The organism is Paenibacillus allorhizoplanae (assembly GCF_927798215.1).
Taxonomy (GTDB): domain Bacteria; phylum Bacillota; class Bacilli; order Paenibacillales; family NBRC-103111; genus Paenibacillus_E; species Paenibacillus_E allorhizoplanae.
The window spans coordinates 22,931-47,806 of record NZ_CAKMMW010000035.1 but is presented as its reverse complement, the minus strand read 5'-3'; the positions used below and the strand labels follow the sequence as shown (position 1 = coordinate 47,806).

At 46.3% G+C, this 24,876-nt stretch carries 18 protein-coding genes, 3 tRNA genes and 1 rRNA gene; 17 read left to right on the top strand and 5 right to left on the bottom strand.

Translation table 11 applies throughout. The annotated features are described in order from the left end of the window. The 10 genes from L6I86_RS32970 to L6I86_RS32925 all read left to right on the top strand — a co-directional run. Nucleotides 1-101 (top strand): 23S ribosomal RNA (locus L6I86_RS32970); the annotation flags it as partial. A 171-nt stretch (nt 102-272) separates the two neighbouring features. Then, nucleotides 273-345, top strand: a tRNA-His gene (locus tag L6I86_RS32965). Nucleotides 346-360: 15 nt separating this feature from the next. Then, nucleotides 361-432, top strand: a tRNA-Gln gene (locus L6I86_RS32960). 13 nt (nt 433-445) lie between these two features. Then, nucleotides 446-527: transfer RNA gene (locus tag L6I86_RS32955), tRNA-Leu, on the top strand. 399 nt (nt 528-926) lie between these two features. Beyond that, a complete protein-coding gene (locus L6I86_RS32950) occupies nt 927-3,254 on the top strand; it encodes a glycosyltransferase (protein ID WP_338113466.1) in 2,328 nt (775 codons plus the stop codon). Nucleotides 3,255-3,546: 292 nt separating this feature from the next. Beyond that, nucleotides 3,547-4,917, top strand: a complete 1,371-nt coding sequence (locus tag L6I86_RS32945) for an aldehyde dehydrogenase (RefSeq protein ID WP_236292947.1) — start codon at nt 3,547-3,549, stop codon at nt 4,915-4,917. Between the two features lie 32 nt (nt 4,918-4,949). Continuing rightward, nucleotides 4,950-6,137, top strand: a complete 1,188-nt coding sequence (locus L6I86_RS32940) for an amino acid deaminase/aldolase (RefSeq protein ID WP_236292951.1) — start codon at nt 4,950-4,952, stop codon at nt 6,135-6,137. Then, on the top strand, nt 6,134-7,444 hold the full coding sequence (locus L6I86_RS32935; RefSeq protein ID WP_236292945.1) for a D-arabinono-1,4-lactone oxidase: 1,311 nt from the start codon (nt 6,134-6,136) through the stop codon (nt 7,442-7,444). The genes L6I86_RS32940 and L6I86_RS32935 overlap by 4 nt, the downstream gene beginning before the upstream one ends. A gap of 28 nt (nt 7,445-7,472) precedes the next feature. Continuing rightward, nucleotides 7,473-8,702, top strand: a complete 1,230-nt coding sequence (locus L6I86_RS32930; protein WP_236292943.1) for an MFS transporter — start codon at nt 7,473-7,475, stop codon at nt 8,700-8,702. A gap of 178 nt (nt 8,703-8,880) precedes the next feature. After that, the gene (locus L6I86_RS32925; RefSeq protein ID WP_056610201.1) at nt 8,881-9,090 is read left to right on the top strand and encodes a hypothetical protein; all 210 of its coding nucleotides are present in this window, start codon (nt 8,881-8,883) and stop codon (nt 9,088-9,090) included. 147 nt (nt 9,091-9,237) lie between these two features. Here L6I86_RS32925 and L6I86_RS32920 read toward each other — a convergent pair whose 3' ends face one another. Together L6I86_RS32920 and L6I86_RS32915 are read right to left on the bottom strand one after the other, a co-directional pair. Then, nucleotides 9,238-10,548: an aminotransferase class I/II-fold pyridoxal phosphate-dependent enzyme gene (locus tag L6I86_RS32920; protein WP_236292941.1), complete on the bottom strand. Its 1,311-nt coding sequence runs from the start codon at nt 10,546-10,548 to the stop codon at nt 9,238-9,240. Between the two features lie 158 nt (nt 10,549-10,706). Next, nucleotides 10,707-11,288, bottom strand: coding sequence for a GNAT family N-acetyltransferase (locus tag L6I86_RS32915; protein ID WP_236292938.1), 582 nt, complete (start codon nt 11,286-11,288; stop codon nt 10,707-10,709). A gap of 131 nt (nt 11,289-11,419) precedes the next feature. Here L6I86_RS32915 and pdxR point away from each other — a divergent pair, with 131 nt between their 5' ends. Further along, nucleotides 11,420-12,922 (top strand): MocR-like pyridoxine biosynthesis transcription factor PdxR, encoded by a 1,503-nt coding sequence (gene pdxR / locus L6I86_RS32910; RefSeq protein WP_236292937.1) that lies wholly within the window; start codon nt 11,420-11,422, stop codon nt 12,920-12,922. 259 nt (nt 12,923-13,181) lie between these two features. Further along, entirely contained in the window at nt 13,182-14,621 is a 1,440-nt protein-coding gene (locus L6I86_RS32905; RefSeq protein WP_236292936.1) for an NAD-dependent malic enzyme, read from the top strand. Nucleotides 14,622-14,678: 57 nt separating this feature from the next. Here L6I86_RS32905 and L6I86_RS32900 read toward each other — a convergent pair whose 3' ends face one another. Both L6I86_RS32900 and asd read right to left on the bottom strand, forming a co-directional pair. Then, entirely contained in the window at nt 14,679-15,938 is a 1,260-nt protein-coding gene (locus L6I86_RS32900) for an MFS transporter (protein ID WP_236292935.1), read from the bottom strand. Between the two features lie 35 nt (nt 15,939-15,973). Then, entirely contained in the window at nt 15,974-16,762 is a 789-nt protein-coding gene (gene asd, locus L6I86_RS32895; RefSeq protein ID WP_056610213.1) for an archaetidylserine decarboxylase, read from the bottom strand. A 203-nt stretch (nt 16,763-16,965) separates the two neighbouring features. Between asd and L6I86_RS32890 the strand changes: the two genes are divergently transcribed. Both L6I86_RS32890 and nagZ read left to right on the top strand, forming a co-directional pair. Then, a complete protein-coding gene (locus tag L6I86_RS32890) occupies nt 16,966-17,262 on the top strand; it encodes a transposase (protein ID WP_236292932.1) in 297 nt (98 codons plus the stop codon). 100 nt (nt 17,263-17,362) lie between these two features. Further along, nucleotides 17,363-18,640 carry a beta-N-acetylhexosaminidase gene (gene nagZ, locus L6I86_RS32885; protein WP_236292930.1) on the top strand — a complete coding sequence of 426 codons (1,278 nt, stop codon included), beginning with the start codon at nt 17,363-17,365 and terminating at the stop codon, nt 18,638-18,640. A gap of 102 nt (nt 18,641-18,742) precedes the next feature. Here the strand turns inward: nagZ and L6I86_RS32880 are convergent, their stop codons facing one another. Further along, on the bottom strand, nt 18,743-19,843 hold the full coding sequence (locus L6I86_RS32880) for a YheC/YheD family endospore coat-associated protein (protein WP_236292928.1): 1,101 nt from the start codon (nt 19,841-19,843) through the stop codon (nt 18,743-18,745). A gap of 63 nt (nt 19,844-19,906) precedes the next feature. Here L6I86_RS32880 and L6I86_RS32875 point away from each other — a divergent pair, with 63 nt between their 5' ends. The 3 genes from L6I86_RS32875 (at nt 19,907) to L6I86_RS32865 (ending at nt 24,695) form a co-directional block, all read left to right on the top strand. Continuing rightward, on the top strand, nt 19,907-20,056 hold the full coding sequence (locus L6I86_RS32875; protein WP_236292926.1) for a hypothetical protein: 150 nt from the start codon (nt 19,907-19,909) through the stop codon (nt 20,054-20,056). A gap of 3 nt (nt 20,057-20,059) precedes the next feature. Then, complete coding sequence (locus tag L6I86_RS32870) at nt 20,060-21,250, top strand: glycosyltransferase family 4 protein (RefSeq protein ID WP_236292924.1); 1,191 nt, start codon at nt 20,060-20,062, stop codon at nt 21,248-21,250. 91 nt (nt 21,251-21,341) lie between these two features. After that, a complete protein-coding gene (locus tag L6I86_RS32865) occupies nt 21,342-24,695 on the top strand; it encodes a WIAG-tail domain (protein ID WP_236292922.1) in 3,354 nt (1,117 codons plus the stop codon). The last annotated feature ends 181 nt before the right edge of the window (nt 24,696-24,876 follow it).

The following is a 24,876-nucleotide window of genomic DNA, read 5'->3' as shown; positions in this document are numbered from 1 at the left end:
GTATGTAAGACCCCTTGTAGACGACGAGGTTGATAGGTTCGAGGTGGAAGTGCGGCAACGTATGCAGCTGACGAATACTAATCGGTCGAGGGCTTAACCTAATATAGGGATCTTTAATCGTAGATTAAAGTCTCTCTGCTGTATCCCAACCAAGTGAAGATAAGCTTTGTAGCGAATTCCGACTACTTGATTGGGGCCAGAAAACCTAAGCAAATCCTAACTTTACGTTGAAGTTTCGTATCTAGTTTTAAGGGAATAATATTCCTACTGTGGCGATCGTGGCGAAGGGGTTAACGCACCGGTTTGTGGATCCGGCATTCGTGGGTTCAAGTCCCATCGGTCGCCCTTTTCCCTTCATAATGGGGATTAGCCAAGCGGTAAGGCAACGGACTTTGACTCCGTCATGCCTAGGTTCAAATCCTAGATCCCCAGTATACTTTCATAAGCGGTCGTGGTGGAACGGCAGACACACCATCTTGAGGGGGTGGCGCTCACAAGGCGTGAGGGTTCAAATCCCTCCGACCGCATCCCAGTTTTACAAGCCTAAAACCCTTGTTATATAAGGGTTTTTTTCTGTTTTATAACAGATAGAATGAATGAAGTATTACAGTTTAATAAATTACGAGCGTAGTACCCGTGAGAGTATGCATCCAGCCGTTCTAGGCACGTTCTTGGGATTATGGGCGGAGTATTGTGTAGAAATAAGCCACATCCCAGTTTTATTATCTTGAAACCCTTACCTAGTAAGGGTTTTTATCTATTTTAGTACAGATAGAAGAATGCAGTAATAATGGATTGCCCGTTACTTGGCGCTTCGCTTAGGTAATAATACTACCTATTTATAGGAGAAGTCAGCAAATACACAAGCCATAATTAAATATAGGAATATGAATGTATGAAATTCAACAGTAGAGGAGGGGGAACCTATTCTTGGCTCGAATGAGATCATTTCAAAAGTAGAAACACAAGTTCGCCCCAAAATTTCAGTCATCGTCACTGTATTCAATACTGGGGAATTCCTCAGTAAATGTTTGCAATCTATAATTAACCAAACCATATGGAATGTCATGGAGTTAGTTATTATCAATGATGGTTCATCAGACCATTCTTCCGAAATTATTAAAGAGTTCGTGAAACAGGAACCTGAACGTATAATAAGTATTCACTATGCTGAAAACCAAGGTGTAGGTAACTCTCGGAATGTAGGGATTGCTCAGTCTAGAGGTGACTATATCGGTTTTGTTGATTCGGACGATTGGATTGCTAACAATATGTTTGAGTTGTTGTATACGAAAGCTTTAGATGGGCATGACATGGTCATTTGTGATTATTTTAGTAGGTATGAAGATGAAGATCTGACAATTCCAGAGAAGGGATTTTCACAAGATATCTTTACACAAAAACAGGCTATTCTTTACGCTCAAGTGGTTCCTTGGAATAAGCTCTACAAAAAGGAATTATTACAAAAAATTGAGTATTTAAATATTTGGTATGAGGATGTTGCATCAACTCCAATTCTGATCAGTCTAGCGGATATGCCAGCTTATTTGAACATTCCTTTATATTATTACAAAAGGTCTAGATCAGGTTCTATCGCAAATAGCAGCGGACCCAAAGTGTTAGATATTTTACGGGCATGGGACCGTTTAATTGAACATGCACAGTTGAATAATAGTTTTAAAGAAGAAATTCTCTTTTTTGTAACCAAATGCATAAATTATTATATTGATTTCAAACCGGAGTATGCTGATCATTTCTGGGAATATGCAAGGAAGCATCGAGAACTATTAAGCGGTGGAGAGTACAATCGCAAAGCAGTTGAAACTAAAGAGATTCGTGACTTATTTGGTTTATTTAATATGAGCACGCCAATGTATGCGACAAATAATGAAACAAAAGATGCAACAAAATATCCAACAAATAATGAAACAAAATATGCAACTAAAAAAAAGCGAGCCTTAAGAATCATACAAGTCATTTCACCAATCTGTAGCCCTGTATCAGCTGTTGACACAGCTGGAACAGAGAAAATGGTTTACGAAATTACACAGGAATTGGTAAAACGTGGACATAGGGTTGTTTTATACGCTCCAAAGGGAAGTAAAGTTTCAGCAAAGGTAGTACCCTTCCCCAAATATTTCGAAGATCGACACTTACCCGCATTTATTCGTAAAACAAGACCTTCGAAAGTAGATCTGATTCATGACCACACTTTTTCTTCTATTGTCAGATTAAGAAAAATGGGAATTCCCGTGTTACCCACTCATCATTTGCCTACCAATATTGAATTCCATGATTCCGTTTATGTCAGTCACGCTGCTAGGAAGAATGCCGGCGTCAAAGGCCTAGTTGTTCACAACGGAATTAATCCAGATGAATACGAGTACAGTGAAGGAAAAGATGACTATTTATTGTTTATTGGGAGGATACTCCCCGACAAAGGCGTCATTCATGCAATTGAAGTTGCTGAACGCAATCACCAAAAGCTAATTATAGCCGGACCTATTAAAGATGAAGAATATTTCCGGAACATTTTACAGCCTCGTATAGATAATAATGAAAACATTCACTATATAGGGGCTGTTGCAAGCAAACAAAAGCAGGAGCTCCTTAAGGGCGCTCGATGTGTCCTCTTTCCGTCTATTTGGAAGGAGCCTTTTGGACTTGTATTGATTGAGGCTATGATTTCAGGCACCCCCGTACTAGCCTTGAACAATGGTGCCGCCTTAGAGGTACTTGAAGGCTTTCCTCAGTTAGTATGTAATAGCATAGATGAACTTGCGCACAAAGCTTTACATGAGCCATTTCCGCCACCACATGTCCTAAGAGAATATGTGCTTACCAAGTTCACGACTGCTACAATGGTGGACCAATATATCACGTTGTATGAACAGAAAATTAATGAATTTATGAAAAGACGAGTAAAGTTAAAACGGCTAAGAGGAAGAAGATTTAAACTGCTAAGAGGAAGAAAATTAAAACTGCTAAGAGGAAGAAAATTAAAACTGCTAAGAGGAAGAAAAAAATTAAAACTGCTAAGAGGAAGAAAAAAATTAAAACTGCTAAGAGGAAGAAAAAAATTAAAACTGCTTAGAAGAAGAACAAATTTAAAATTGCTAAGAAGAAGAAAAAATATAAAACTGCAAAGAAGAACAAATTTAAAACTGCTAGGAAGAAAAAAATACTTCATAAAGAAAAAGATAAAAGCTAAAAGAAGTGTAACAAAGCGAATAAAATCAAGAAGTAACAGGTGAGTTCAGAGCGGCTGGTCCTACTGTTCAAATCCCTCCGACCGCATCCCATTTGTATAAGAAAAACCCTTTGGAAAGGGTTTTTCTTGTTTTTTCAGAAGTCTTGAGCAATCAGGGCTATTTCTCGATATGACGAAATCATGATTGGAGAGGTATCCTGATATTGTCACTGTGGCGATTGGGATGGTAAACTTATAGGATTACGTAATTGTTTAATACTGAGATTTGCAAACGTTTTCATAAATAATTGTGAATGCACAACCAGAATATAAATATTCGAAAGAAGGAGATTCGCATGACGATAAGCCAATTGATGGATCAGCAAAAGAGGTACTATCAAACAGGTTCGACACGAGGACTCGCATTTCGACTTACACAGCTCAAAAAGCTGAAACAAGCAATTGTCGAACGGGAATCAGAGATTATTCAGGCGCTGCGCACCGATTTGAATAAAGGAGAGAAGGAAGCGTACGCTTTTGAAATAGGCATCGTTTATCAAGAAATAGCTCATGTCATCAAGCATCTGAAACGTTGGATGAAGCCGAAGAAAGTGAAATCGCCGATGACGCATTCGGGGAGTCGCAGCTACATAATCCCTGAGCCGTTGGGGGCGGCATTAATCATTGCTCCATGGAATTATCCGTTTATGCTGGCATTTGATCCGTTAATAGGGGCAATTGCGGCTGGCAATACGGTTGTGTTGAAGCCGTCAGAGCTAGCGCCAGCGGTATCTGCTGTGATGACCTCGATCGTACGCGCTACCTTCGAACCGCAATATATTGCGGTTGTGGAAGGCGGGGTGGAAGAAAGTCGAGCTCTCCTGGAGCAGCCGTTTGACAAAATCTTTTTTACAGGCAGCGTAGCCGTTGGGAAAATCGTGATGGAGGCAGCAGCGAAGCATCTTACACGAGTCACGCTAGAGCTCGGCGGAAAGAGCCCGTGCATTGTACATCATGACGCACATATAAAGCTGGCAGCGCAGCGTATCGCCTTCGGGAAGTTCTCTAATGCGGGACAGACTTGCGTTGCTCCAGATTATTTGCTTGTGCATCGAAATGTGAAAGATAAGCTGCTGGCCTATTTGCAAGAGGCTATCAAATCCTTCTATGGCGATAATCCGCTGCTAAGCCCCGAGTATGGCAAAATCATTTCTCGCCGTCATTATGAGCGGTTGCGTCACTTTTTGAATGATGGAAAGGTCGCTATTGGTGGGTTAGCTGACGATCAGACGCTGCAAATCGAACCGACGGTACTTGAAAATATCAAATGGGATATGCCAGTCATGCAGGAGGAGATTTTCGGCCCTATACTTCCTGTTCTAACCTATGACAATCTGGATGAAGTAGTAGGCTTAATCCAAGCTAGGCCGAAGCCGCTGGCACTGTATGTATTTTCGGAGGATAAAAAAGTCCAAGATGTCATGCTCGAGCAAATTTCATTCGGCGGCGGTTGTGTCAATGATACACTGATGCATTTTGGTTCTACACATTTGCCTGTTGGCGGCGTCGGCGAGAGCGGAATGGGCAGCTATCATGGCGAAATGAGTTTTCACATATTTTCACATATGAAAAGTATATTAAAGCAGACGACGAGGTTCGATATCCCCTTTCGATATCCCTCTAGTCAAATCGGGTTGAAAATCATTCGCAGGCTGACTAAGCTTTAATAAAGACTCACTAGGAAGAGGTAAGTCTCATGATAGGATCCTACGAGTACTATAAACAGATTTTCAAGGATGTACCGAAGCCATTCGCATTCGTAGATTTGGATCTACTGGATGCTAACATCAAGGCCATTGCGCAGGAAGCTGGGGGAAAGAAGATTCGGGTGGCGAGTAAGTCCATTCGCTGTCCGGATGTGATTCGCCGTATTTTGGCAGCTGATCCTGCGTACGAAGGAATTATGTGTTATACGGCGGAGGAGGCTGCTTTTCTAGCCCAACAAGGGTTTGATGATCTTTTACTAGGCTATCCGCAGTGGCACGCTGAGGGGCTTACCGATGTGATTTCGCTAATAGGCGAAGGCAAAACGATTACGTTCATGGTCGATTGTATCGAGCATGTTGAACACATAGGGCGGCTGGCGAAGGCTAAACAGGTTATTGTGCCCGTTTGTATCGACATCGACATGTCGACGGATTTTCCTGGATTGCATTTTGGGGTATGGCGATCGCCGTTGACCCGATGGGAGCAGGTTCGCCCTGTGGCTGAGCGGATAGTCGGAGCGAGTTGGCTGCGGCTTGATGGCATTATGGGGTATGAGGCGCAGATTGCCGGCGTTGGCGATAATGTACCTGGGCAAGCAGTGAAAAATGCGCTAATCCGCAGGCTGAAGAAATCCTCTATTCGCAAAGCTGCACAGTGGAGAGAGGAAGTGGCACGCGGGCTTGAAGCGATGGGCGCTCAGCTTCGTTTCGTCAATGCGGGAGGTACGGGCAGCATGGACAGTTCGCGGGCAGAGGCATCGGTGACAGAGATTACTGCAGGCTCTGGGTTTTACTCCCCCGGCTTATTCGACAACTACAAGTCATTTCACTATAAGCCTGCTGCTGGGTATGCAGTAGAGGTGGTGCGACGTCCACAGCCGAATATCGTAACCTGTATGGGCGGCGGTTATACGGCTTCGGGACCGACGGGTATAGACAAACGGCCTAAGCCGTTTTTGCCGGAAGGTCTGGAGCTATTTCCCTTGGAGGGTGCAGGAGAAGTACAAACGCCACTTCGTGTGCGGGGGGGAGTCCAGTTGGAGCTGGGCGATCCGGTGTTTTTCCGACATGCGAAAGCAGGAGAACTATGTGAGCGATTCCTTGCGCTATATGCCGTTTCGCAGGGCAATATTGTATCTACATATCCAACGTATCGCGGTATGGGGGCGTGTTTTCTATGATGAGCAAATCAGGGATATGGACCAATTGGTCAGGTATCGTACAGGCAACACCGCAGTCTGTACTGTATCCGGACTCCATAGAAGCGGTGGTTGATGCGGTGATGCTTTGCAGACGACAAGGACGCAGGCTGCGTGTTGTCGGCACTGGGCATTCTTTTACGCCGCTTGCGGCATCGGATGATGTGCTTATTACCCTGGACCGCATGCAGGGCCTCATTGAGGTAGACGCTGAGGAGCGTACCGCAACGGTATGGGCAGGGACGAAGCTCAAGCTGCTTGGGGAGCTACTGTACGCTCAAGGGCTGGCACAGGAGAATCTCGGCGACATCGATGTACAGTCGATAGCTGGTGCAATCAGCACAGGAACGCATGGCACTGGTCAGCAGTTCGGCAATATCGCTACGCAAGTGGTAGGTCTGACAATGGTGACTGGCGCAGGTGAGGTAATCACATGTACAGCTGTGACTCATCCTGATTTGTTTAAAGCGATGCAGGTATCACTTGGCGCGTTAGGTATTATTGTGCAAGTGAAGCTACGGCTCCAACCCACTTACAAAATGATGTACGAGAGCAAGCGTATGCCACTGAAACAATGCTTGCAGGAGTTGCCTGATATTGCGAGTGGACATCGGCATTTTGAATTTTATTGGTTTCCATACGCTGAACCGTGTCAGATGAAATTCATGAATCCCACGGATCACGCGGTGACGAGCCGCAAGGTGCGTGATTACATCGGGGATGTCCTGCTCGAAAATACGGTTTTCGGTATGTTGTCTGAACTGTGTCGTAAGGTCCCGAAACTCAGTCGGATGGTGAGTCGGATATCCGCATCGCAAGTGCCTGTGGGCAGCAAAGTAGATTACAGTCATCGGCTGTTCGCGACGCAAAGACTCGTTCGATTTAACGAGATGGAATACAATCTCCCAGCGGAAGCCATGCCCACCGTCATTGAAGAAATGCGCGAAAAGATGACGAAGCACAAGTACAACGTTCATTTTCCGATAGAGTGCCGCTTTGCTAAGGGGGACGATATCTGGTTGAGTCCAGCATTCGGGAGGGATTCTTCGTACATTGCGATTCATATGTATAAAGGAATGCCGCATGAGGACTATTTTGCGGGGATGGAGGACATTTTCCTGCAAAACGGCGGCAGGCCGCACTGGGGCAAAATGCATTCACTTAACGCAGATAAGCTAAACGATAGGTATCCAATGTGGCAGCCATTTTGCCATATACGAGAGGTGTTGGATCCGGACGGTATTATGCTGAACGGGTATCTGGAAAAGATTTTCGGCGTGACCGGTTAAGGTTGACAAGAAAATGGGAGGTGTCTGGATGGTGGAGCTAAGTGCAAGTGCAAGTGCAAGTGCAACTCGCTCTCGCTGGTCGGTCGTCACTGCTTACGCCTTATTAGCGGCAGTGACTCAGCTTCTATGGGTCACATTTACGCCCATTACGACGGCGGCTTCCAGCGAGTGGCATGTTTCTGTCGATGCCGTAGGCTGGTTATCACTTGTATTTCCTCTTGTCTATGTACTGCTGTCCATTCCATTTGGCATGGCTGCGGATCGTTGGTTTCGTGGATCGCTGCTCATTGGCGCTGCGTTGACTGCGATTGGAGCACTTATTCGCATACTGCCTGGCTATGAATATGCGCTCATCGGACAGATTGTGATCTCCGTAGGTCAGCCTCTTGTACTCAATGCCGTGAACAAATTAGCTGTGCTCTATGTACGTCCAGAGCAACGAGCTAATGCGATTGCGGCTGGTACGGCCAGTTTGTTCGTCGGTATCCTTGTCTCCACCGTCACTGTTCCTTTTCTACTGGCATGGCAGGGGATGGCTGCTATCCTGTGGACGCAAGGTGCGATTAGCGTCATTGCCGCTGTGGCTATGCTTGTGGCGCTTAGGCGAGCACCGGTGTTTGCGGTCGATGCGGCTGCTGAAACGAGCAGCCCCTTCGGGTTCAGCGCGATTGCGACCCTATGGTCGCAGCGTTGGGTAAGGCTGTTCAGCCTGCTGCTGTTCGCAGGCTTCGGCATTTTCATTACACTGGCGACATGGCTGGAAGTGTTGGCCAGCGCCATTGGTTACAGTGCTCAGCAAGTTGGCGTTGGCATCGGTGTTATGACCGCTGCAGGTATTGTCGGCGCTGCGATTGTGCCACGATGGGCGCTGCGCGGTCAGCGCGCGCGAGTGGTTGTACGCTTTTCACTCGTGGCGAGCGTGTTACTTCTGATCGGTCTTGCAGTCGGTATGCCCCAGTGGATGTTCATCAGCTTGCTGGGGGTGTGCGGATTTCTTTTACTGGCTGATTTACCCGTGATGCTCTCGCTGGCAGAGGCCAAATCCGATCCGCAGTCAGTCGGCGCAATCACAGGCTTGTTGCTGCTATTTGGCAACTTAGGGGGGATTGTGCTTTCCTTGATTGTTCAACTTTTGTTAGGGAATAGGATTGTAGCGATCGCGGTTTTAGCTATTGTAGCCATTCTCATTTTGCCAGCAGTTGGGCGACTGCAGACGGCACCTTCGAGGATCCAACGTGAAAGAAACGAACAGATGTAAGATCATCTTCAAACTTGTTTGATTGGGATTGAGGGGCGGAGAGCGCGTATAGGCGACAGGGCAGGGAACCTTCCATGCCTTTTCGCTGCGATGGTTGTGTGTAACTATACTGTAACGCTGGAAAAGGTATAGTGGCTTATAAATAGAAATAATAGGAAAATATTTAACTGGGGGGCCTATGAATATCATACATCGGGATGCAGATTTTACGAATGCGATGTTGTTTGGAACTTACATCTTGGTGTTAATGGATGGGAAAATGATAGGCGGAGGGCTTGTCGCGGAGTTTGATGAAACTGAGGTTAAGGTAGGGCAGGGGCGATATGTACGCAGCAGTTCAACCTTTGTAGTAGCTCCACCTCCGCAATGTTCGACGGGTATGGGATGACAGTTAAACATCTGATTGAAGAGTATAGGGGATAATCTGAACATGATTTGTCGTATATAACTTCCAATTTAGTTGCACTTTCGCAAAAAAAAAGAGGGTCCCCGCCACATACATGGCTACTGGGACACCTCTTTTTACGTTGTCTGCCTATTTGCTTGCGGCAACTGTCTCTATTTCTTTAACACTTTGATAGATGATATTGAATAGCTCTTCCAAATTGCCTTCTTCGATGCAAGAGAATGCTACACGAAGATCAGTCTCGCCAAGCGCGATTGTGCCAACACCATGTTGATTCAATAAATGTACGCGCAATGCTTCAGCGTCAACGGTTTTGAGCTTCAAGCACATGAAGTAGCCGGAGTTGAAAGGGTAGTAGCCCCATGCATCGTCGAACTTGCCGCTGTCCAAAATAGACTTCGTACGGTTCGCGCGGCCTTTCATGATTTCGTATTTCTCTTGTTTCTGAGCATTGAATTCTGGTGAGTTCAAGGCGTGAAGCACGAAGGTTTGGGACGGATGCGGTCCACTGGAAATTGTCGCACGGATAATCCCCATTGTTTTTTGTTCGAGCGCACTAAGAAGTGCATCACTTTGACCCGCATACGTAATGAAGCCTACACGGAAGCCCCAAACGTATTCTTCTTTAGTTGCTCCGTCAATTTTGACTGCAAGCACACGCGGATGCAGGTCAGCTAATTGACCGAACAAGGATTCATGCAAGGAATTTTCAAAGAAAAGACCGAAATAAGCATCGTCCGTTAGAACAACTACGTTAATCCCAGCTTCAGCAGCTTCTTTGATCGCGGCCGTAATGGCATTGCCATCTTCCACATCAGGCGTATAGCCCGTTGGATTGTTCGGGAAGTTCAGCACGACGATGGCTTTGCCTTTGGACTTCTGAGCAAGGAGTGCATCACGCAATCCTTCGGAATTAAATCTCTCGTGTTCGTTATAGAGCGGGTAGTTCACGATTTGGGCGCCGCGGCGAATCTCGAAAGTGAGCTCGTAATTTTCCCAATTTTTATCAGGAATAATAACAGCATCACCAGCGTCTGCAAAAAGATCAGCAGCGATACTAAGACCATGAGTCAGAGCATTCGTGACAATCGGGTTACCGATAAGCTTGCTGCCAATGCCCGGGTTTTCTTCGAGCATCTTTTTGCGCCAAGCTGTACGAAGCTCAGGCTTACCAGCCGGTGGAGCGTATTCATATATATCTTTAGGATTGTAAGTGGAGAGTGTATCTTGAATGACCTTCAGATGCATTGGTTGACCATTTTCGATCGCAATACCGATGGTAGCATTGAATTTCTTGGCTTTGGCCTTCGCTTCAGCCGATTGGCTGAGAATGCCTTCTTTCGGGAAGTAAATCGATTTACCTAATGCGGAAAGCATGTCATGTACGTGAGAATTTTCACGTTGCAGGGTCTCGTTTAACTGACTTGCCAAAGGATTCATAAGATTGGGTCATTCCTTCCAATGAGCGATTCATTTTTTCCCAGTTATTATATCACTTTCACACCTGCACGTCACTGCGCTAAACAAATTTTCTGCGAATTGATATGAAAAGAAGCAAGTGCCATAGATGAACGCTTTCCAGTCACTTGCCCATAGGTTTATTTGATTAAAAAGCCTTCTAGCCGTTGCTTGACTTGCGGCCACTCGTTGTCAAGAATACTAAACATAACGGTATCTCGTACATAACCGTCGTGAAGCACACGATGTTGACGAAGAATACCTTCTTTCTGGGCTCCTATACGGGCAATCGCTGCTTGGGAGCGTTCGTTGCGAAGATCTGTTTTGAGCTGAACACGCAGAAGATCTAGAGATTCAAAGCAGTATTGAAGCAATAAATACTTACATTCTGTATTCACACGACTTCTCCAAACACTTGAATTGTACCAGGTATGCCCAATCTCCAAACTCCGATGAGGGATGGAAATATCGAAGAGTCGTGTACTGCCGACTATGGTATCTGTAGCTCTATCGTAGACGCTGAAAGGGATCCCTTGTCCCGCTTCCTGCTCGTTAAGCGCTTGGTATACAAATTTGTGAACTTCGGCAGGATTAAGCAAGGGTGTCATAAATGAGAAAATGGCAGGGTCGTTAGCAGCCTCGATCAGTCCAGGAATATGTGACTCATGCAAAGGAAGCAATGTGACGCGAGTTCCTTCTAGGGTTGGCGGCAGTAGATTCATAGTTTGATTTCTCCTTACTCGTGAATGATTTTAATGTGATTGTAGTAAGCATACTGTATGATTGGATTCATAATAAGTACCAATATGACTCAATTTATATGTACCATTTTAAAAAGAAAAGAAGTGGTTGTATGGCATTTTATTTGCCGTTTCAAGCGTACTGCACACAATATCCTAGTAAATATGCCGCCTTGTATCATGCGCTTCGCGATGAAATTGTGGGAAATAAGCTGAAGCAGAATACGAAATTGCCATCTAGCCGGGACTTGGCTGATCGATTGGGCATTTCTCGGGGAACGGTAAATCAGGTGTACGATATGCTGATCGCAGAGGGATATTTGCAGGCAGATGTTGGCAGGGGGACTTTCGTCGTCTATGCGGACGGTCATGTGATGTATGAGGCCAAGGTGGGAAAGAATATAGAATTGTCGGCTTGGGGCGTCCGTGTGAGCGAAGGTGTAGATGCTGGGGGGCTTGGGAGAGAGCGAGAGGGAAGAATTGATGGTGACAAAGGGCAGGGGGTAAAGCTAGAAGGTAAGCTAGTTGGAAGAAAAATTGCGTTCGTGGTGGCGCGTCCGCAGATGGAGCAGTTCCCGCGGGAGCAATGGAACCGCGGGATGTACGAACAGGTGCGGCGGATGACGGAGTCGCCGCAAGAGGACGCTCACATCGCCGAGGGGCACTTCGCGCTTCGCGAAGCCATCGCGGTGCACCTGAGGCGGATGCGAGGCATCGATGCGTCGCCGGAGCGCATCGTGATCGTTAATGGGTCGATGCAAGCGATAGCCCTGCTGACCCAGCTGCTCGTAAACCCGGGCGATCCCGTGGTGCTGGAGCGGCCCGGGTATCAAGGCGCCAGCCGCGCTGTGCTGGCGGCTGGCGGAGTACCCGTGCACGCGCCGGTGGACGGGCAAGGGCTTATCCCGCAGCCGTGGAACGCGCGGCTGCTGTTCGTGACGCCCAGCCGCCAATTCCCTACGGGGGCGGTGCTGGGCCTGGAGCGCCGCCAGCAGCTGCTGCGCTGGGCGGCGGAGCAAGGCGCTGTCATCGTCGAAGACGATTATGACAGCGAGTTCAGGCACCGCGGGCGGCCGATTGAGCCGCTCAAGGTGCTGGACCAAGAGGGCCGAGTGGTCTACATCGGCACCTTTTCCAAAACGATGCTGCAGGACCTGCGCATCGGCTATGTCGTGCTGCCGGAGGCGCTGCACGATGCCTTTGTAGCCGCGAAGCGGCTATACGAGCCGCACCCAACGGGGCTGCTCGAACAGCGCTCGCTCGCCGCCTTCATGGCGAGCGGCGGCTACGAGCGACACCTGCGCCGCATGCGGCGGGTGTACGCGAGCAAGTTCTTGCTCCTGCAGGCGCTGCTGCAGGAGCAGCTGTCCACCCTCTTCGAGTGGGTGGACAGCGATAGCGGGCTGCATCTGTTCGGCTGGTGGCGCGGGGACCTGCGCACCTATACCGCATATGCAGCCGCATGTCGGGCAGTCGGCGTGACCTGGACGGACGCCGGCAACTACGCACTCCCGGACGGCAGAGCGGGAGTCTGCTTCGGTTTCGCCCATCTAACAGAGGCTGAGATGAAGCAAGGCATCACTTTGCTCCGCTCAGTCTCTGTAGGATATATCTGATTCTTTCGCTCTGGACTTTACAGCTATCTGATTCTTTCGCTCTGGACTTTATAGGCTTTCTTGGCCCTTTCGCTCTGCCCTTACCATGCTTCCGGCTCTAACTGCAGCATACTTTTCCTAATTCCTTCTCGCCTACCATAAAAAGTCTCTATCACTGTGCAAGATAAGTCTTTTGGGCAATAACTTTGTTTGCAATAGGTTGTATGTTATCATCTAACATGTGTTCAATTAAATTACAATTCGTAGGAGTGATCCTTTCATGGCTGGATTAAATGGTGGGGGCACAAGTGTCATCGTGCGACTGGAAATACATAAAGAACTCGTAACCTTTGGAAGAATTGCAACAGCCATTGGTGATGCAGGCGGCGATATTGTGGCGATTGACGTCACAAGAGCTAGCAAAACGACGACTACACGTGATATTACAGTCAAAGTAAGTGATCCCGAGCATACGGAAACGATAACGAAAGCGCTAAAGGATATTCCAGGTGTCCGCATCATTAACGTGTCAGATCAGACCTTCCTGCTTCATTTGGGTGGAAAAATTGAAGTTACTCCCAAAGTACCAATTAAGAACAGGGACGATTTGTCCCGCGTATATACACCAGGAGTTGCCAGGGTATGTATGGCGATTCATGAAGACCCGAGCAAGGCACATTCGTTGACGATTAAAAGAAATACCGTTGCTGTCGTTTCAGATGGTACGGCTGTACTAGGGCTTGGAAATATTGGACCAGAAGCGGCAATGCCCGTGATGGAAGGGAAAGCGATGCTATTTAAACAAATGGCAGGCGTAGATGCGTTCCCGATTTGTCTGGACACCCAAGATACCGAAGAAATTATTCGTACCGTGAAGGCGATTGCGCCAGGATTTGGCGGTATTAATTTGGAGGATATTTCTTCCCCGCGTTGTTTTGAAATCGAAGAACGTTTAATTAATGAGCTTGATATTCCTGTTTTTCATGATGATCAGCACGGAACAGCGGTTGTTATTCTAGCCGGGCTGCTAAATGCGGTTAAGCTGGTAGGAAAGCAATTGGAATCTTGTAAGGTAGTTATCACAGGTATCGGGGCTGCTGGTATTGCATGTACCAAAATGCTAATCTCAGCAGGCGTTACCAATGTCATTGGAGTGGATCGTCAAGGGGCTATTGTGCGAGGAGATGAATTCACGAACAAGGCTTGGGAGTGGTACGCTGAAAACACGAACCCTGGGCTAGAACGTGGTACCTTATCTGACGTCATCACAGGTGCAGATATTTTTATCGGTCTTTCAGGACCAGGCGTGCTGAAGCAAGATGATGTGAAACGTATGGCCGCAGACCCAATTGTTTTCGCAATGGCGAATCCCACACCGGAAATCACGCCAGAGGAAGCTGAGCCTTATGTTCGTGTCATGGCGACAGGACGCTCCGATTATCCGAATCAAATTAACAATGTACTTTGTTTTCCAGGTATTTTCCGCGGCGTGTTAGACTGCCGTGCTTCTAAGATCACGCAGGAGATGAAGCTTGCTGCAGCTAAAGCGATTGCTGCTGTCGTAAATGAAGACGAGCTGAACGAATACTACATTATCCCGAGCGTGTTCAACCACGCTGTTGTTGAGAAGGTTAGAGAAGCTGTTATGGAAGCGGCGTTTGAATCAGGTGTTGCACGTCGTCGCAGTCAACGCGAAGTAAACGAGTCACATCACGATTAATTGAAAAAAGCAGTTCGGTACAACGCTGACTCAGCGTGCCGAACTGCTTTTTATGTTTTAGGCTTGTTCTTCAGTCCATTCCTTCAACTTACGATCGGTAGGAAGCAAGAAAGTAAGTACTCCCAGCAAAGGCAGGAACGCACATAGCTCCATGACGCGGGACGTTCCGATCGTATCACAAAGGTTACCGAGTACGACACTTCCGATACCTCCTAGACCGAAGGCTAAACCTGTGATGAGACCGGATACAGTCCCCACTTTCCCAGGGAAAAGCATTTGAGCATAAACGACGGTAACAGAGAAGCTGGCTAAAAGAATAACACCGATAATAACGAGCAACACGTACGCCCAACCGACGGACACATGCGGTAGTAATAAGGCGAATGGTGCCGATCCTAACATGGAAAAGAAAATGACATTACGCTTACCGAAGCGATCCGCAATCGGCCCGCCAAAGAAAGTACCAACGGCTCCAGCCGCTAGGAATAAGAAAATAAAATTCTGCGCTCTGTCTATGGTAATACCATATTTGTCTTGAAGGAAGAAGGCGAAATAGCCGCTCATAGCCGCCCCATACCAGGAACGAACAAACACAAGGAATATCAATACACTGATAGCGAACATGACTTGCTTGCGCCGCTGCGGACTAACAACTCGTTTTACGACGGTTTTGGCTTTCACTGGTGCGTCTTGCAGGACAACCTTGTACCAACGTGCTATGTACATTTGTACAGCGATCGCGATAGCCGCGACACCGGTAAACCAGATTGATCCGAACAATCCTAACGGAATGAAGATCCATTTGGTCATAATGGGAGCCAATGACTGACCAGCGTTGCCGCCGACTTGGAAGATCGATTGGGCGAGGCCTTTTCGATTACCAGCTGCCATATGAGAAACGCGTGAGCCTTCTGGATGGAAGGCGGCCGACCCAAGTCCGACAAAACAAACAGACAAAAGGACTACCCAATACGAATGAGCAAATGCTAGCAGCAGCATACCGATCAAGGTTGAGGTCATCCCAATTGGCAGCATGTAGGGCGATGGCTTCCGGTCCGTATAGAGTCCAACGACAGGCTGCATAATGGATGCTGTAAAGTTAATCGCGAATTGCACCCAGCCGACTTGTGCGTAGCTAAGTCCCATTTCATCTTTCAGAATGGGGAAAATTGCTGGAATTACGGATTGAATGGAATCGTTGAGCAGATGAACAAGCCCAATAGCGAATAAAATCCGATAAACAGTTGGTTTGACATCTCCCGTTCCTTGCAAGCTCTTCGAGCTATGATTAGAAGATGGTGTTGAAATGGATGCCATGATTTTCTCCTCTCAGGTTCTGATTCCCGACTAGGCTAGTTGTCCAAGAAACGCCCGAGATCTTCTCCCATTTTCACTTTTGAGCCAAGCTTTAGATCAGGACGTGCTTCGAACATCCCATCTTCAAATAACAGAACGACCGTGGAGCCGAACTCGAAATAGGCGAGCTCTTGACCGCGTTCAAGCGTTTTTGGAAGGGGTGTTACATATTGGATGGAGCTCACATTCAGTGCACCGACTTTGACAACGGCTACTTCTCCAGTTGCATGTTGAATGAATGTAATCAGTCGCTCGTTGCGGCTAAGTACACGTTTCATATGACGCAGTCCGAATTCATTAACGGGGTACACTTTCCCAAGGACGTGCTCTTTCTCCAAGATATCCCCCGAGATTGGTGAATGAATTCGGTGATAATCAGTTGGACTCAGATATAGAACGAAATAAAAGCCGTTATTATAATTCACTGTGCGCGGTGAGCGGTTAAGCAACTCGTCGATTGTATAATCTTGACCTTTGACATTGACGATCAAGCCTTCTTTGATATCGCCAATACCTGTAATCATGGCATCAACCGGACTTACAACACGTGTTGTGTCTTCGTGAATCGGGCGCAAGCCTGGCTTCAATCGGCGAGTGAAGAAATCATTCAGGGATTTATACTCCTTGATATGCTTTTCAGCATCTTCAATGCGAATGCCATAGGTTTGGGCAAAACGAGGGATAAAGAGTCGGCTTATTTTGGAACGAGCAAGGGCACCTGTCAGTTGTGAGACCCATTTGCGTGAAGACAACTCGGTCAGTAATCGGAAAAAAGGCTTAGACATAGATCATAAACTCCTGTTCATTCGTTGGTTAGGAAGGACTCTGGCCTCAGCACATCGTTTCCTATTATCGGTTCTTCGCTAATCTTGCCACAGAAAAGTAAAAGAATCAATTGCCTATTGTTCAATTCCTTGGGACTAGCCAAGTGAGTTTCTGTATTTTCGACAGCAAATTCGTCAATGCTGTTGAGGAGGTGAACACGACAATGTCGATAATAATCGTTATTTTTGTTATTCTGATTCCGCTAGTCATGCTTGCTAGTGCTTGGTTACTACAATCCTTTAAACATGTATTCGCAGGAGCAGCGGTTCTATGTGCGTATATATTTGGTGCAATCAGTTCCATGAACGTGTATCAGATCCTTCGGGATGATACGGTTTTCATGACGAACATCCATGTTGTTTTTACGAACAAGCTGTTTCTGTTCACTGGTGGTTATTTAGGGGCATATGGGATTTATATGTTGCTGCATTGTTTTTTGAAAGGAATTCGCAGCGAGTGAAGCGGCAATTCAACGATTTCGATACATAGAGCGTCTACTCTATATAGTGACTGTGAAAGGAAAGGCAGGTGGCAAGATGAAACGAAATTATTCCCAAATCATGCGTAGAATTGGAACCGTTGGAGGGTTAATGCTCCTTATTACGGGTTGTGCGACGCGTCATGAAGCTCAGCCAAGTGGAACTCCTATCCCGAGTGCACCGTCAGCAACTGTTTCGCCAACAGTGGTGCCTACCTCTACACCTATCCCGTCGGTTGCTCCTACGCCTTCGCCAACCCCAGTGGCATCGGTGAATTTTCCTAAAATGACACTGGATGAGAAGCTAGGTCAGATGATAATCGCGGGAATCGATGATTATAGTATGAACGAAGAAGCACGTAAATTGATTGCAACCTATCATGTAGGTGGCATTATTCTGTATAAGCCCAATGTGAAAGATACGAATCAATTAGTGAGCCTAGTCAATGATTTGAAAAAGACGAATACGGTGAACAAGCTTCCACTATGGCTTGGTATCGATGAAGAGGGCGGCAGGGTAACACGTTTGCCCGATGAAATTACGAAAACACCGACAAGTCAGACGATTGGAAAATCGGGTAAAACCGAGTTGGCTCACAGCATCGGTCAGTTGTTGGGGAAAGAGCTGAATGCCTATGGGCTTAATATGGATTTTGCGCCTGATTTGGACATCAACAGTAACCCCAAGAACCCGGTCATTGGCGATCGCTCTTTTGGGGCGAATGCAACGCTCGTAAGCAGCTTTGGGATTCCGATGATGAATGGCCTACAAGAAATGAAGGTCGCTCCGGTCGTGAAGCATTTTCCGGGACATGGCGATACCTCTGTAGATTCACATATTGGCTTACCCGTTGTTCAAAATGACCTCGCTCGCTTGCGGAAGCTAGAGCTGATTCCTTTTGCAGATGCCATTAAGCATCAGGCGGATGCGATTATGGTCGCCCATATTTTGCTGCCAAAAATAGATACGAAATACCCGGCTTCGATGTCGAAGACGATCATGACGGATCTTCTACGCAAGGAGCTTGGCTTCAAGGGGCTCATCATGACAGATGATATGACGATGGGTGCCATTGCGGAAAATTATGAAATGGGCGAAGCTGCCGTGAAGTCTGTGCTCGCGGGTTCCAATGTCGTGATGGTCGGGCACGATCCTCAGAAAGCGATAGCTGTTATTCAAGCATTACGTACCGCTGTTCAGGCGGGGCGGATTCCCTTAGACACGATTGACCAAAGTGTGCAACAGGTCTATAAACTGAAAATGAAGTATAAGCTTCAGGATCAGCCGGTAACTGTACCGGATCCGAAGCTGCTGAATGCTGAAGTTCAGCGGGTGCTTGCTCCGCTTAGTGCGAAGTAGGGGGCTGTCTCCTGCATCCACCCCACCCCAAAAAACACCGTACCCCCGAGTAAACTCGGAAGTACGGTGTTTTTTGTTTCACTAGCGCTCCCGCTCCATCTTCTAGCACGGTGGCGTGCCACCGTCTAAGATGAATTTGGCATAGGCCATAGGGTTGAAATAGGTGGCTTTCCAACACTCCTGCATATTTGCCTCACGGAAACTGTAACGTTGATCCTTCCCATTGCATTCGATAAATAAAGGGAAGCCATCGTTCGTCATAGCAATGTCGAGTCCTAAATCAGCCAAGTTTGGCAATTCTGTGCTGAGATGCTGGGCGACCAAGAGCGCGAAATTCGTCATCTGGAGACATACGGCCTTTGGATCAAGTTGCGGATAGTGGGTATTCAAAATATCTGTTAAAGACTTTACTTTCCCGCCTTGTGCGACGTTTGTTAAGAAATGCTTACGTGAGGCAACCTTGGCAATCATGCCAGTAACGCCCCATGATCCGTCAGTCCCACGCTGAACGGAAATGCGAAGATCAAAAGGAGATCCATCTACAGTGGCAAGAGGCAGGCATTGTTGAACCATATAGCTGCTACTTACAATCCGCCGACGGAGAAGTTTCGGCAAGTGTTGACGGAACTTGAGTGTTCGCCAAGTCCGATTCGTAAGCTTCATGTTAACTGGATAGAGGAGTTTCCATAGGTTCCCTTGACGCTCTAATTTCATCACACCGCGTCCGATGCTAGAATTGGTTGGTTTGATAATTAATGTGTCAAACGAATCCATCATGGCCTTAACATTTTCAATTGTAGCTGGAAATGTACAGGGGAGATGCGGGCGAATGCTCTCATTTTTCATTAAGATTTCATGAATACGCATCTTGCTATAACGGTTCCAACGATTAAACAGCGTAACGCCTTGCCGAGTCCATGCTTCCAAAGTTCGTGCTGAAGAAGAGTCCAAATAAATGGCACGATTATGAATGACTTTAGGGAGATCAGACCATTTTCTTTTAAAATGTTGGCCATCCTTTACATAGGCATATACCTTCATTGTTTTCATATGAACATCATGAATTCGGAAATAACAAGGCGTAAGGCCATAGAGTTTGCCAGCATCCTCGTAAAAATGAATGGCTTCGTATTGTGTGTTCCCTAGAGGAATACCTGCAAACAAGGAATCGTTAACTAAAATACCCACATAGGGATTACTCATTGACTTCACTCCCTCTTTAATTGGGGCTTGAATATTTGCCGAAAACGGAATCACACTTAGTTTATGGAAAAAGAACAAGACTTGTTTGTACAAATGCCGATACTTTCTTCTAAAACAAGGACAGATGCCCATGCTTTGCCACTTTATCCGCATATGTATAGAAGAAGTAGCAAAATGGGGGGAGCTCAGCCTCATTTTATCCAGGAGGTTTAGAAGTTGAAGACTAAACGGAAGCCGCAATCGAACCGTCTTGTCATTGTCACTCCGGGCTCTTTTCCTATACCCTCAGGGACTAGTAGCTCGGTTGAGCAAGTGGTTCAGAAGACAGCGGAGCAATTGGTGAAGAGCATGCCTGTAGTCGTAATTGGGCGGAAAACATCCTATCAACCTTGGAAGGAAATTCGGCAGGATGTAACGTATCAGCGAGTACCTTATCAGACACTAACTACCTATATGAAACATGTAGCTAAACAGATATCCTCGTTAAGTCCTGGCATTATTCAAGTGGATAATCGGCCACGCTTCCTTCCCTTTCTTCGTAAACGATACCCTCATTCCATATTAAGTCTCGTCCTCCACTCTACATCTTTTATTACTAGACCCTATATTTCTAATGCATCTCTAACCCTGTGTTTGCGTGCTGCTGATGTCATTATCGTAAATAGCGACTTTCTAAAGCGGTTTCTGCAAAAAAAAGTGCCTAGTGCTGCCCATAAAATAGTTACACAATATTTAGGTGTTGATGTTGCTCAATTTACTTCCAAATGGTCGGATGAAGGCATCAAATCTCGTATAGAAATGCGCAAAGGATTAGATTGTGAGCATCGCAAAATTATTTTATATGTAGGTAGATTGATTCCTAAGAAAGGTGTTCATCATCTGCTGAAAGCGATGAAAAGTGTCATAAAGAGTGAACCAAGCGCCAAGCTTGTTATCGTTGGGAGTGCTTATTATGGATCTAAGAAAGAAACCAAGTATGTCAGGCAATTAGTTAAAACAGCGAGGATTATGCCCAAACATGTCCAATTTATTTCCTATGTGAAGCATCAAGAGATGCCCAAATGGGTACGAATCGCCGATGTTTTTGTTGTCCCCTCAATTGGGAAGGAAGCTTTTGGTCTTGTCAATGTGGAGGCCATGGCTTCTGGTGTTCCCGTTGTTGCAACTAGAGTAGGCGGGATTCAAGAGGTTGTGGAAGATGGCAAAACTGGCTATTTAATAGAGCCGGGCGCCATTGATAATGAGCTCCCCGACCGTGTCATACGGTTACTGAAAGATGAAAGCCTACAACGTAAGCTGGGGGATAATGGCATCAAGCGGGTTGAAAATCTGTTCACTTGGCAGCGAGCTGCTGAGGTGAGGTCAGCATTGTACAGTCAATTGTTGAAGGAAACGGCTCTTGTCTAGGTGAGTGCACATTTTTTGGGGCTAATGTACTTATTAAGGTGAGAATGAATATGTTACCAAAGATAAATCCTGGCGAATGGAGAGGAGTCATATGAATAAGCGTAAGAGCAGCACTACTCAGAAAGCGAACGTGCACAAAGTGAACGCTAACTTGAATGAATTAAAATGGCTCGATGAAGCACCAATAAAGCAAGATAAATTGGTAGAACAACAACCCAAACTAATCGCGAAAACGAATCCAGCGGTGACAGAGAAGACAGATAAGACAGAAAAGACAGAATCAAACAAAGTCATGCACGTCTCCAAGGTTGCAGAGCAAATCACACCTGATCTGTTATTAACGGAGCGAAAAACGGGGAAATTCGTTGACCCGGTTGTCTATACAGACGACATTGTAGATGAAGCGGTAACATGGGACAAAATTGCAAGCCGATCAATCGATGACACGAAGATAAAACCGTTCAGCATTGGTGTCAGATCAATAAAGGATGGCGCCATTGAACCTTCCAAATTAGCTCAGGCAAGCGTAACCCGTCCGAAAATTGCCAACCAGGCTATCCATGATGAACATGTTGCTCCAAACAGTATAGCAGGGGATAAAATTCAAGATAATTCAATATCTGGCGGAAAGCTGTCCGATAGCAGCATTACAACTGCCAAAATTGCTGATAGGTCAGTGGATGCCACCAAACTGGCAGACGCTTCTATTTTGCCACAACATTTATCAGAACTGATTATTACAAGTGACTATATTGATCAACAAGCGATCACGTCAGATAAAATCCTCAGCGGTGCTGTTCAGACGAAGCATTTGGCCAATTATATTATAGATACGGCTAAGCTCATGGACGCTTCCATCACCTCTGTGAAAATTAGAGATGGTGCTGTAACGGAAGAAAAATTGGGGATTGGCAGTATCGGTTCTGTTCATATCCAGGCCGAAAGTGTTCAGTCCGAACATTTGAAAAATCACTTAATTACAAGTGACAAACTCGCTGATCAGACTGTAACAAGTGGTAAGCTTGCTCCGCATGCCGTAGATTCGATGCATATCACACAATCCGCGGTGAGAGGTATTCATATTGAAGGCGGTGAGGTAACAAGTTACCACATAGCTGATCAAGCAATTCGTACTAAACATATTGGAGAAGGTGCCATAGAAACGAAGCTCATTCAAGATGGCGCGATTACCGTGGCGAAATTAGGCGAGAAGATCATAGCGAGCAAACATATAACGCCCCAAGCTATTGAGTCTGGCCACTTGAACGATCAAGTTATTTCTAGCAGCAAATTGCATGACGGTGCGGTCACTGCGGATAAAATTGCGCAAGGTGCCATCATCGCCAAACATATCGGTTCACATATGATACGGACTGATCATCTAGAGGAGAATGTGATATCTAGCTCCAAAATTGCTGCAGGTTCTATCATTACAGATAAATTGGCAGAGGGGAGTGTTGGTAATTCTAAACTGAAGGATGAGAGTGTCACCTCCAACAAAATTGCCTACCGCACCATCAATTCTGCTCATCTGCAGGAAGAGATTATTGCTGCTGGTCATATCGCAAAAGGTGCGATTGGTGAGAAACAAATCGATTTGCACGCGATTCATCGCAACCATATTGCGGATGAAGCCATCACTACTAGACATATTCAGGAAGAAAGCATTACGACGAGTAAGCTTGCTGAGGAAGCCGTAACAACGGCGAAGATCGCTCCGATGTCAATAGAATCACGTCATTTGCAAGATGAAATTATCGAAGGTGTTCATATTAAACAAGGGACGATTACTTCTGAACATTTGGCACAAGGATCCATTACGTTGGAGGTATTCGCTGATCGAAGTCTAATGGGCAGTAAACTGCAAGAAAACGCAATCACGACTGAAATCTTAGCCGACAGTGCAGTCACCGAAGAAAAGCTCGCGAATGGAGCGGTGAGCACACAACACCTTCAAGCGCAATCTGTGACGACGTGGACCATTGAAGATCAAGCCGTAACGAACGCGAAGCTAGAGGATGAAGTCGTAACTTCAGATAAGTTGGCTGATGGCAGTATCATTAGTAGCAAAATTGCGAGCAAAGCGGTGAATGCAGAGCATATCATCGACGGTGCAATCACCGCCTCGAAATTGGCGAATGAAAGTGTTCATGGTAGCAAGTTGGCACCTGCTGCGGTAGTTGCCAGGCATTTGGCGGATGGGTCCATCGTTAGCTCGAAGGTTGCTTTTCGCGCGATCAACACGGAGCATCTGGCAGAAGGAGCGGTCGTTGGTACGAAGCTGGCGAATCATAGTGTGGAAGGCTCGAAAATCATGCCTGGCACAATCACAGACGAACATCTTTCTTTAGGCGTGGTGAATGGTACGAAATTGGCGCATGGTTCCGTAAGTAATCAGCATCTCCTTGCAGGAGCTATTGACTCTGAAAAGTTAGCTGTGAACTCTGTAGATGGCAGTAAACTGATGTCGGGCGCAGTGAACAATTATCATCTTGCTGATCATGCCGTATATGGTGTGAAATTGGCACCGGAAAGCGTGGATGGAAGTAAGCTGGCTTTAGGTGCTGTAAATAGTGACCATCTGGCTGATCATGTTGTGGATGCTTCTAAGTTGGCGTCGGGAAGTGTAGATAGCAGTAAAATTATCTACGGTGCGATACAACGAGAACATTTATCGGACTTTATCATTGATGGATTGAAGCTCTCCTTGGGCTCAGTGACTAGCAGCCATCTTGCTCCTGGCTCTATTGACGGGGGGAAACTTCAAAATGCCAGCATTGATAGTTCCAAGCTAATCGAGGGAACGATCGGAAGTGAGCACCTGCAAGACGAAACCGTCACAGGTGAAAAGCTAGCTCCTAGTAGTGTGGACAGCACTAAACTCGTATTCGGTGCGGTGAATACAGAGCACCTGTCTGATGATGCTGTTACAGGAGCGAAGCTATCCGTCAACAGTATTGATGGCAGCAAAATTATTGAAGGGGCGATCGATACCGCTAAACTCGCTGATGGCAGTGTAGACAGCTATAAGCTGGCACAGGGAGCGGTAACGGATTTCCACTTAGCAATGGGCAGTATTGATGGAAGTAAGCTGCAAGCTGGGGTTATCACGAATCAACATGTTGCAGATGCCTCAATTACGGTGACGAAATTGGCAGATAATGTTGTGCGCAGCTCCTCCGGGCAAAGAAATGTGTTGCAACAGTTCGGTCTTGAGCCATTTGTTATGAAAATTCAGGATGAGACCATAGAGCTGGTACTTCATTTTGAAGAGGAATATGCGAATACGAATTATGTGTTAACAGCGATCACGAATCATCCAGCTTGTTATGTCATTGTGAGTCAAAAGTCTACAGGCAGCGCGGTGTTATCCATTATCCGAGCCAAATTTTCACCCGATCAACATGGTATTGTGAATTGGATGGCCATCGGTAAGAGTCATTAATTGATGTAAGATGCGAGTCCTTCCTTCAAAAAACAAAAAAACAGTGTCTCGCACTTAAGCGAGACTACTGTTTTTTGTTTTTTAGCTATTCGATAGATAGATTGATGACCAATTTTCAATTAAGGGGTAATCGTCCAATTTCCGTCTATCACGAAAGCATATGATAGTAGAAATGGATGTG

Coding starts and splice junctions, on each gene's coding strand:
- L6I86_RS32945 (WP_236292947.1), top strand. CDS start 3,547: ATGACGATAAGCCAATTGATGGATCAGCAAAAGAGGTACTATCAAACA.
- L6I86_RS32935 (WP_236292945.1), top strand. CDS start 6,134: ATGATGAGCAAATCAGGGATATGGACCAATTGGTCAGGTATCGTACAG.
- L6I86_RS32930 (WP_236292943.1), top strand. CDS start 7,473: ATGGTGGAGCTAAGTGCAAGTGCAAGTGCAAGTGCAACTCGCTCTCGC.
- L6I86_RS32925 (WP_056610201.1), top strand. CDS start 8,881: ATGAATATCATACATCGGGATGCAGATTTTACGAATGCGATGTTGTTT.
- L6I86_RS32920 (WP_236292941.1), bottom strand. CDS start 10,548: ATGAATCCTTTGGCAAGTCAGTTAAACGAGACCCTGCAACGTGAAAAT.
- L6I86_RS32915 (WP_236292938.1), bottom strand. CDS start 11,288: ATGAATCTACTGCCGCCAACCCTAGAAGGAACTCGCGTCACATTGCTT.
- pdxR (WP_236292937.1), top strand. CDS start 11,420: ATGGCATTTTATTTGCCGTTTCAAGCGTACTGCACACAATATCCTAGT.
- L6I86_RS32905 (WP_236292936.1), top strand. CDS start 13,182: ATGGCTGGATTAAATGGTGGGGGCACAAGTGTCATCGTGCGACTGGAA.
- L6I86_RS32900 (WP_236292935.1), bottom strand. CDS start 15,938: ATGGCATCCATTTCAACACCATCTTCTAATCATAGCTCGAAGAGCTTG.
- asd (WP_056610213.1), bottom strand. CDS start 16,762: ATGTCTAAGCCTTTTTTCCGATTACTGACCGAGTTGTCTTCACGCAAA.
- L6I86_RS32890 (WP_236292932.1), top strand. CDS start 16,966: ATGTCGATAATAATCGTTATTTTTGTTATTCTGATTCCGCTAGTCATG.
- nagZ (WP_236292930.1), top strand. CDS start 17,363: ATGCGTAGAATTGGAACCGTTGGAGGGTTAATGCTCCTTATTACGGGT.
- L6I86_RS32880 (WP_236292928.1), bottom strand. CDS start 19,843: ATGAGTAATCCCTATGTGGGTATTTTAGTTAACGATTCCTTGTTTGCA.
- L6I86_RS32875 (WP_236292926.1), top strand. CDS start 19,907: ATGGAAAAAGAACAAGACTTGTTTGTACAAATGCCGATACTTTCTTCT.
- L6I86_RS32865 (WP_236292922.1), top strand. CDS start 21,342: ATGAATAAGCGTAAGAGCAGCACTACTCAGAAAGCGAACGTGCACAAA.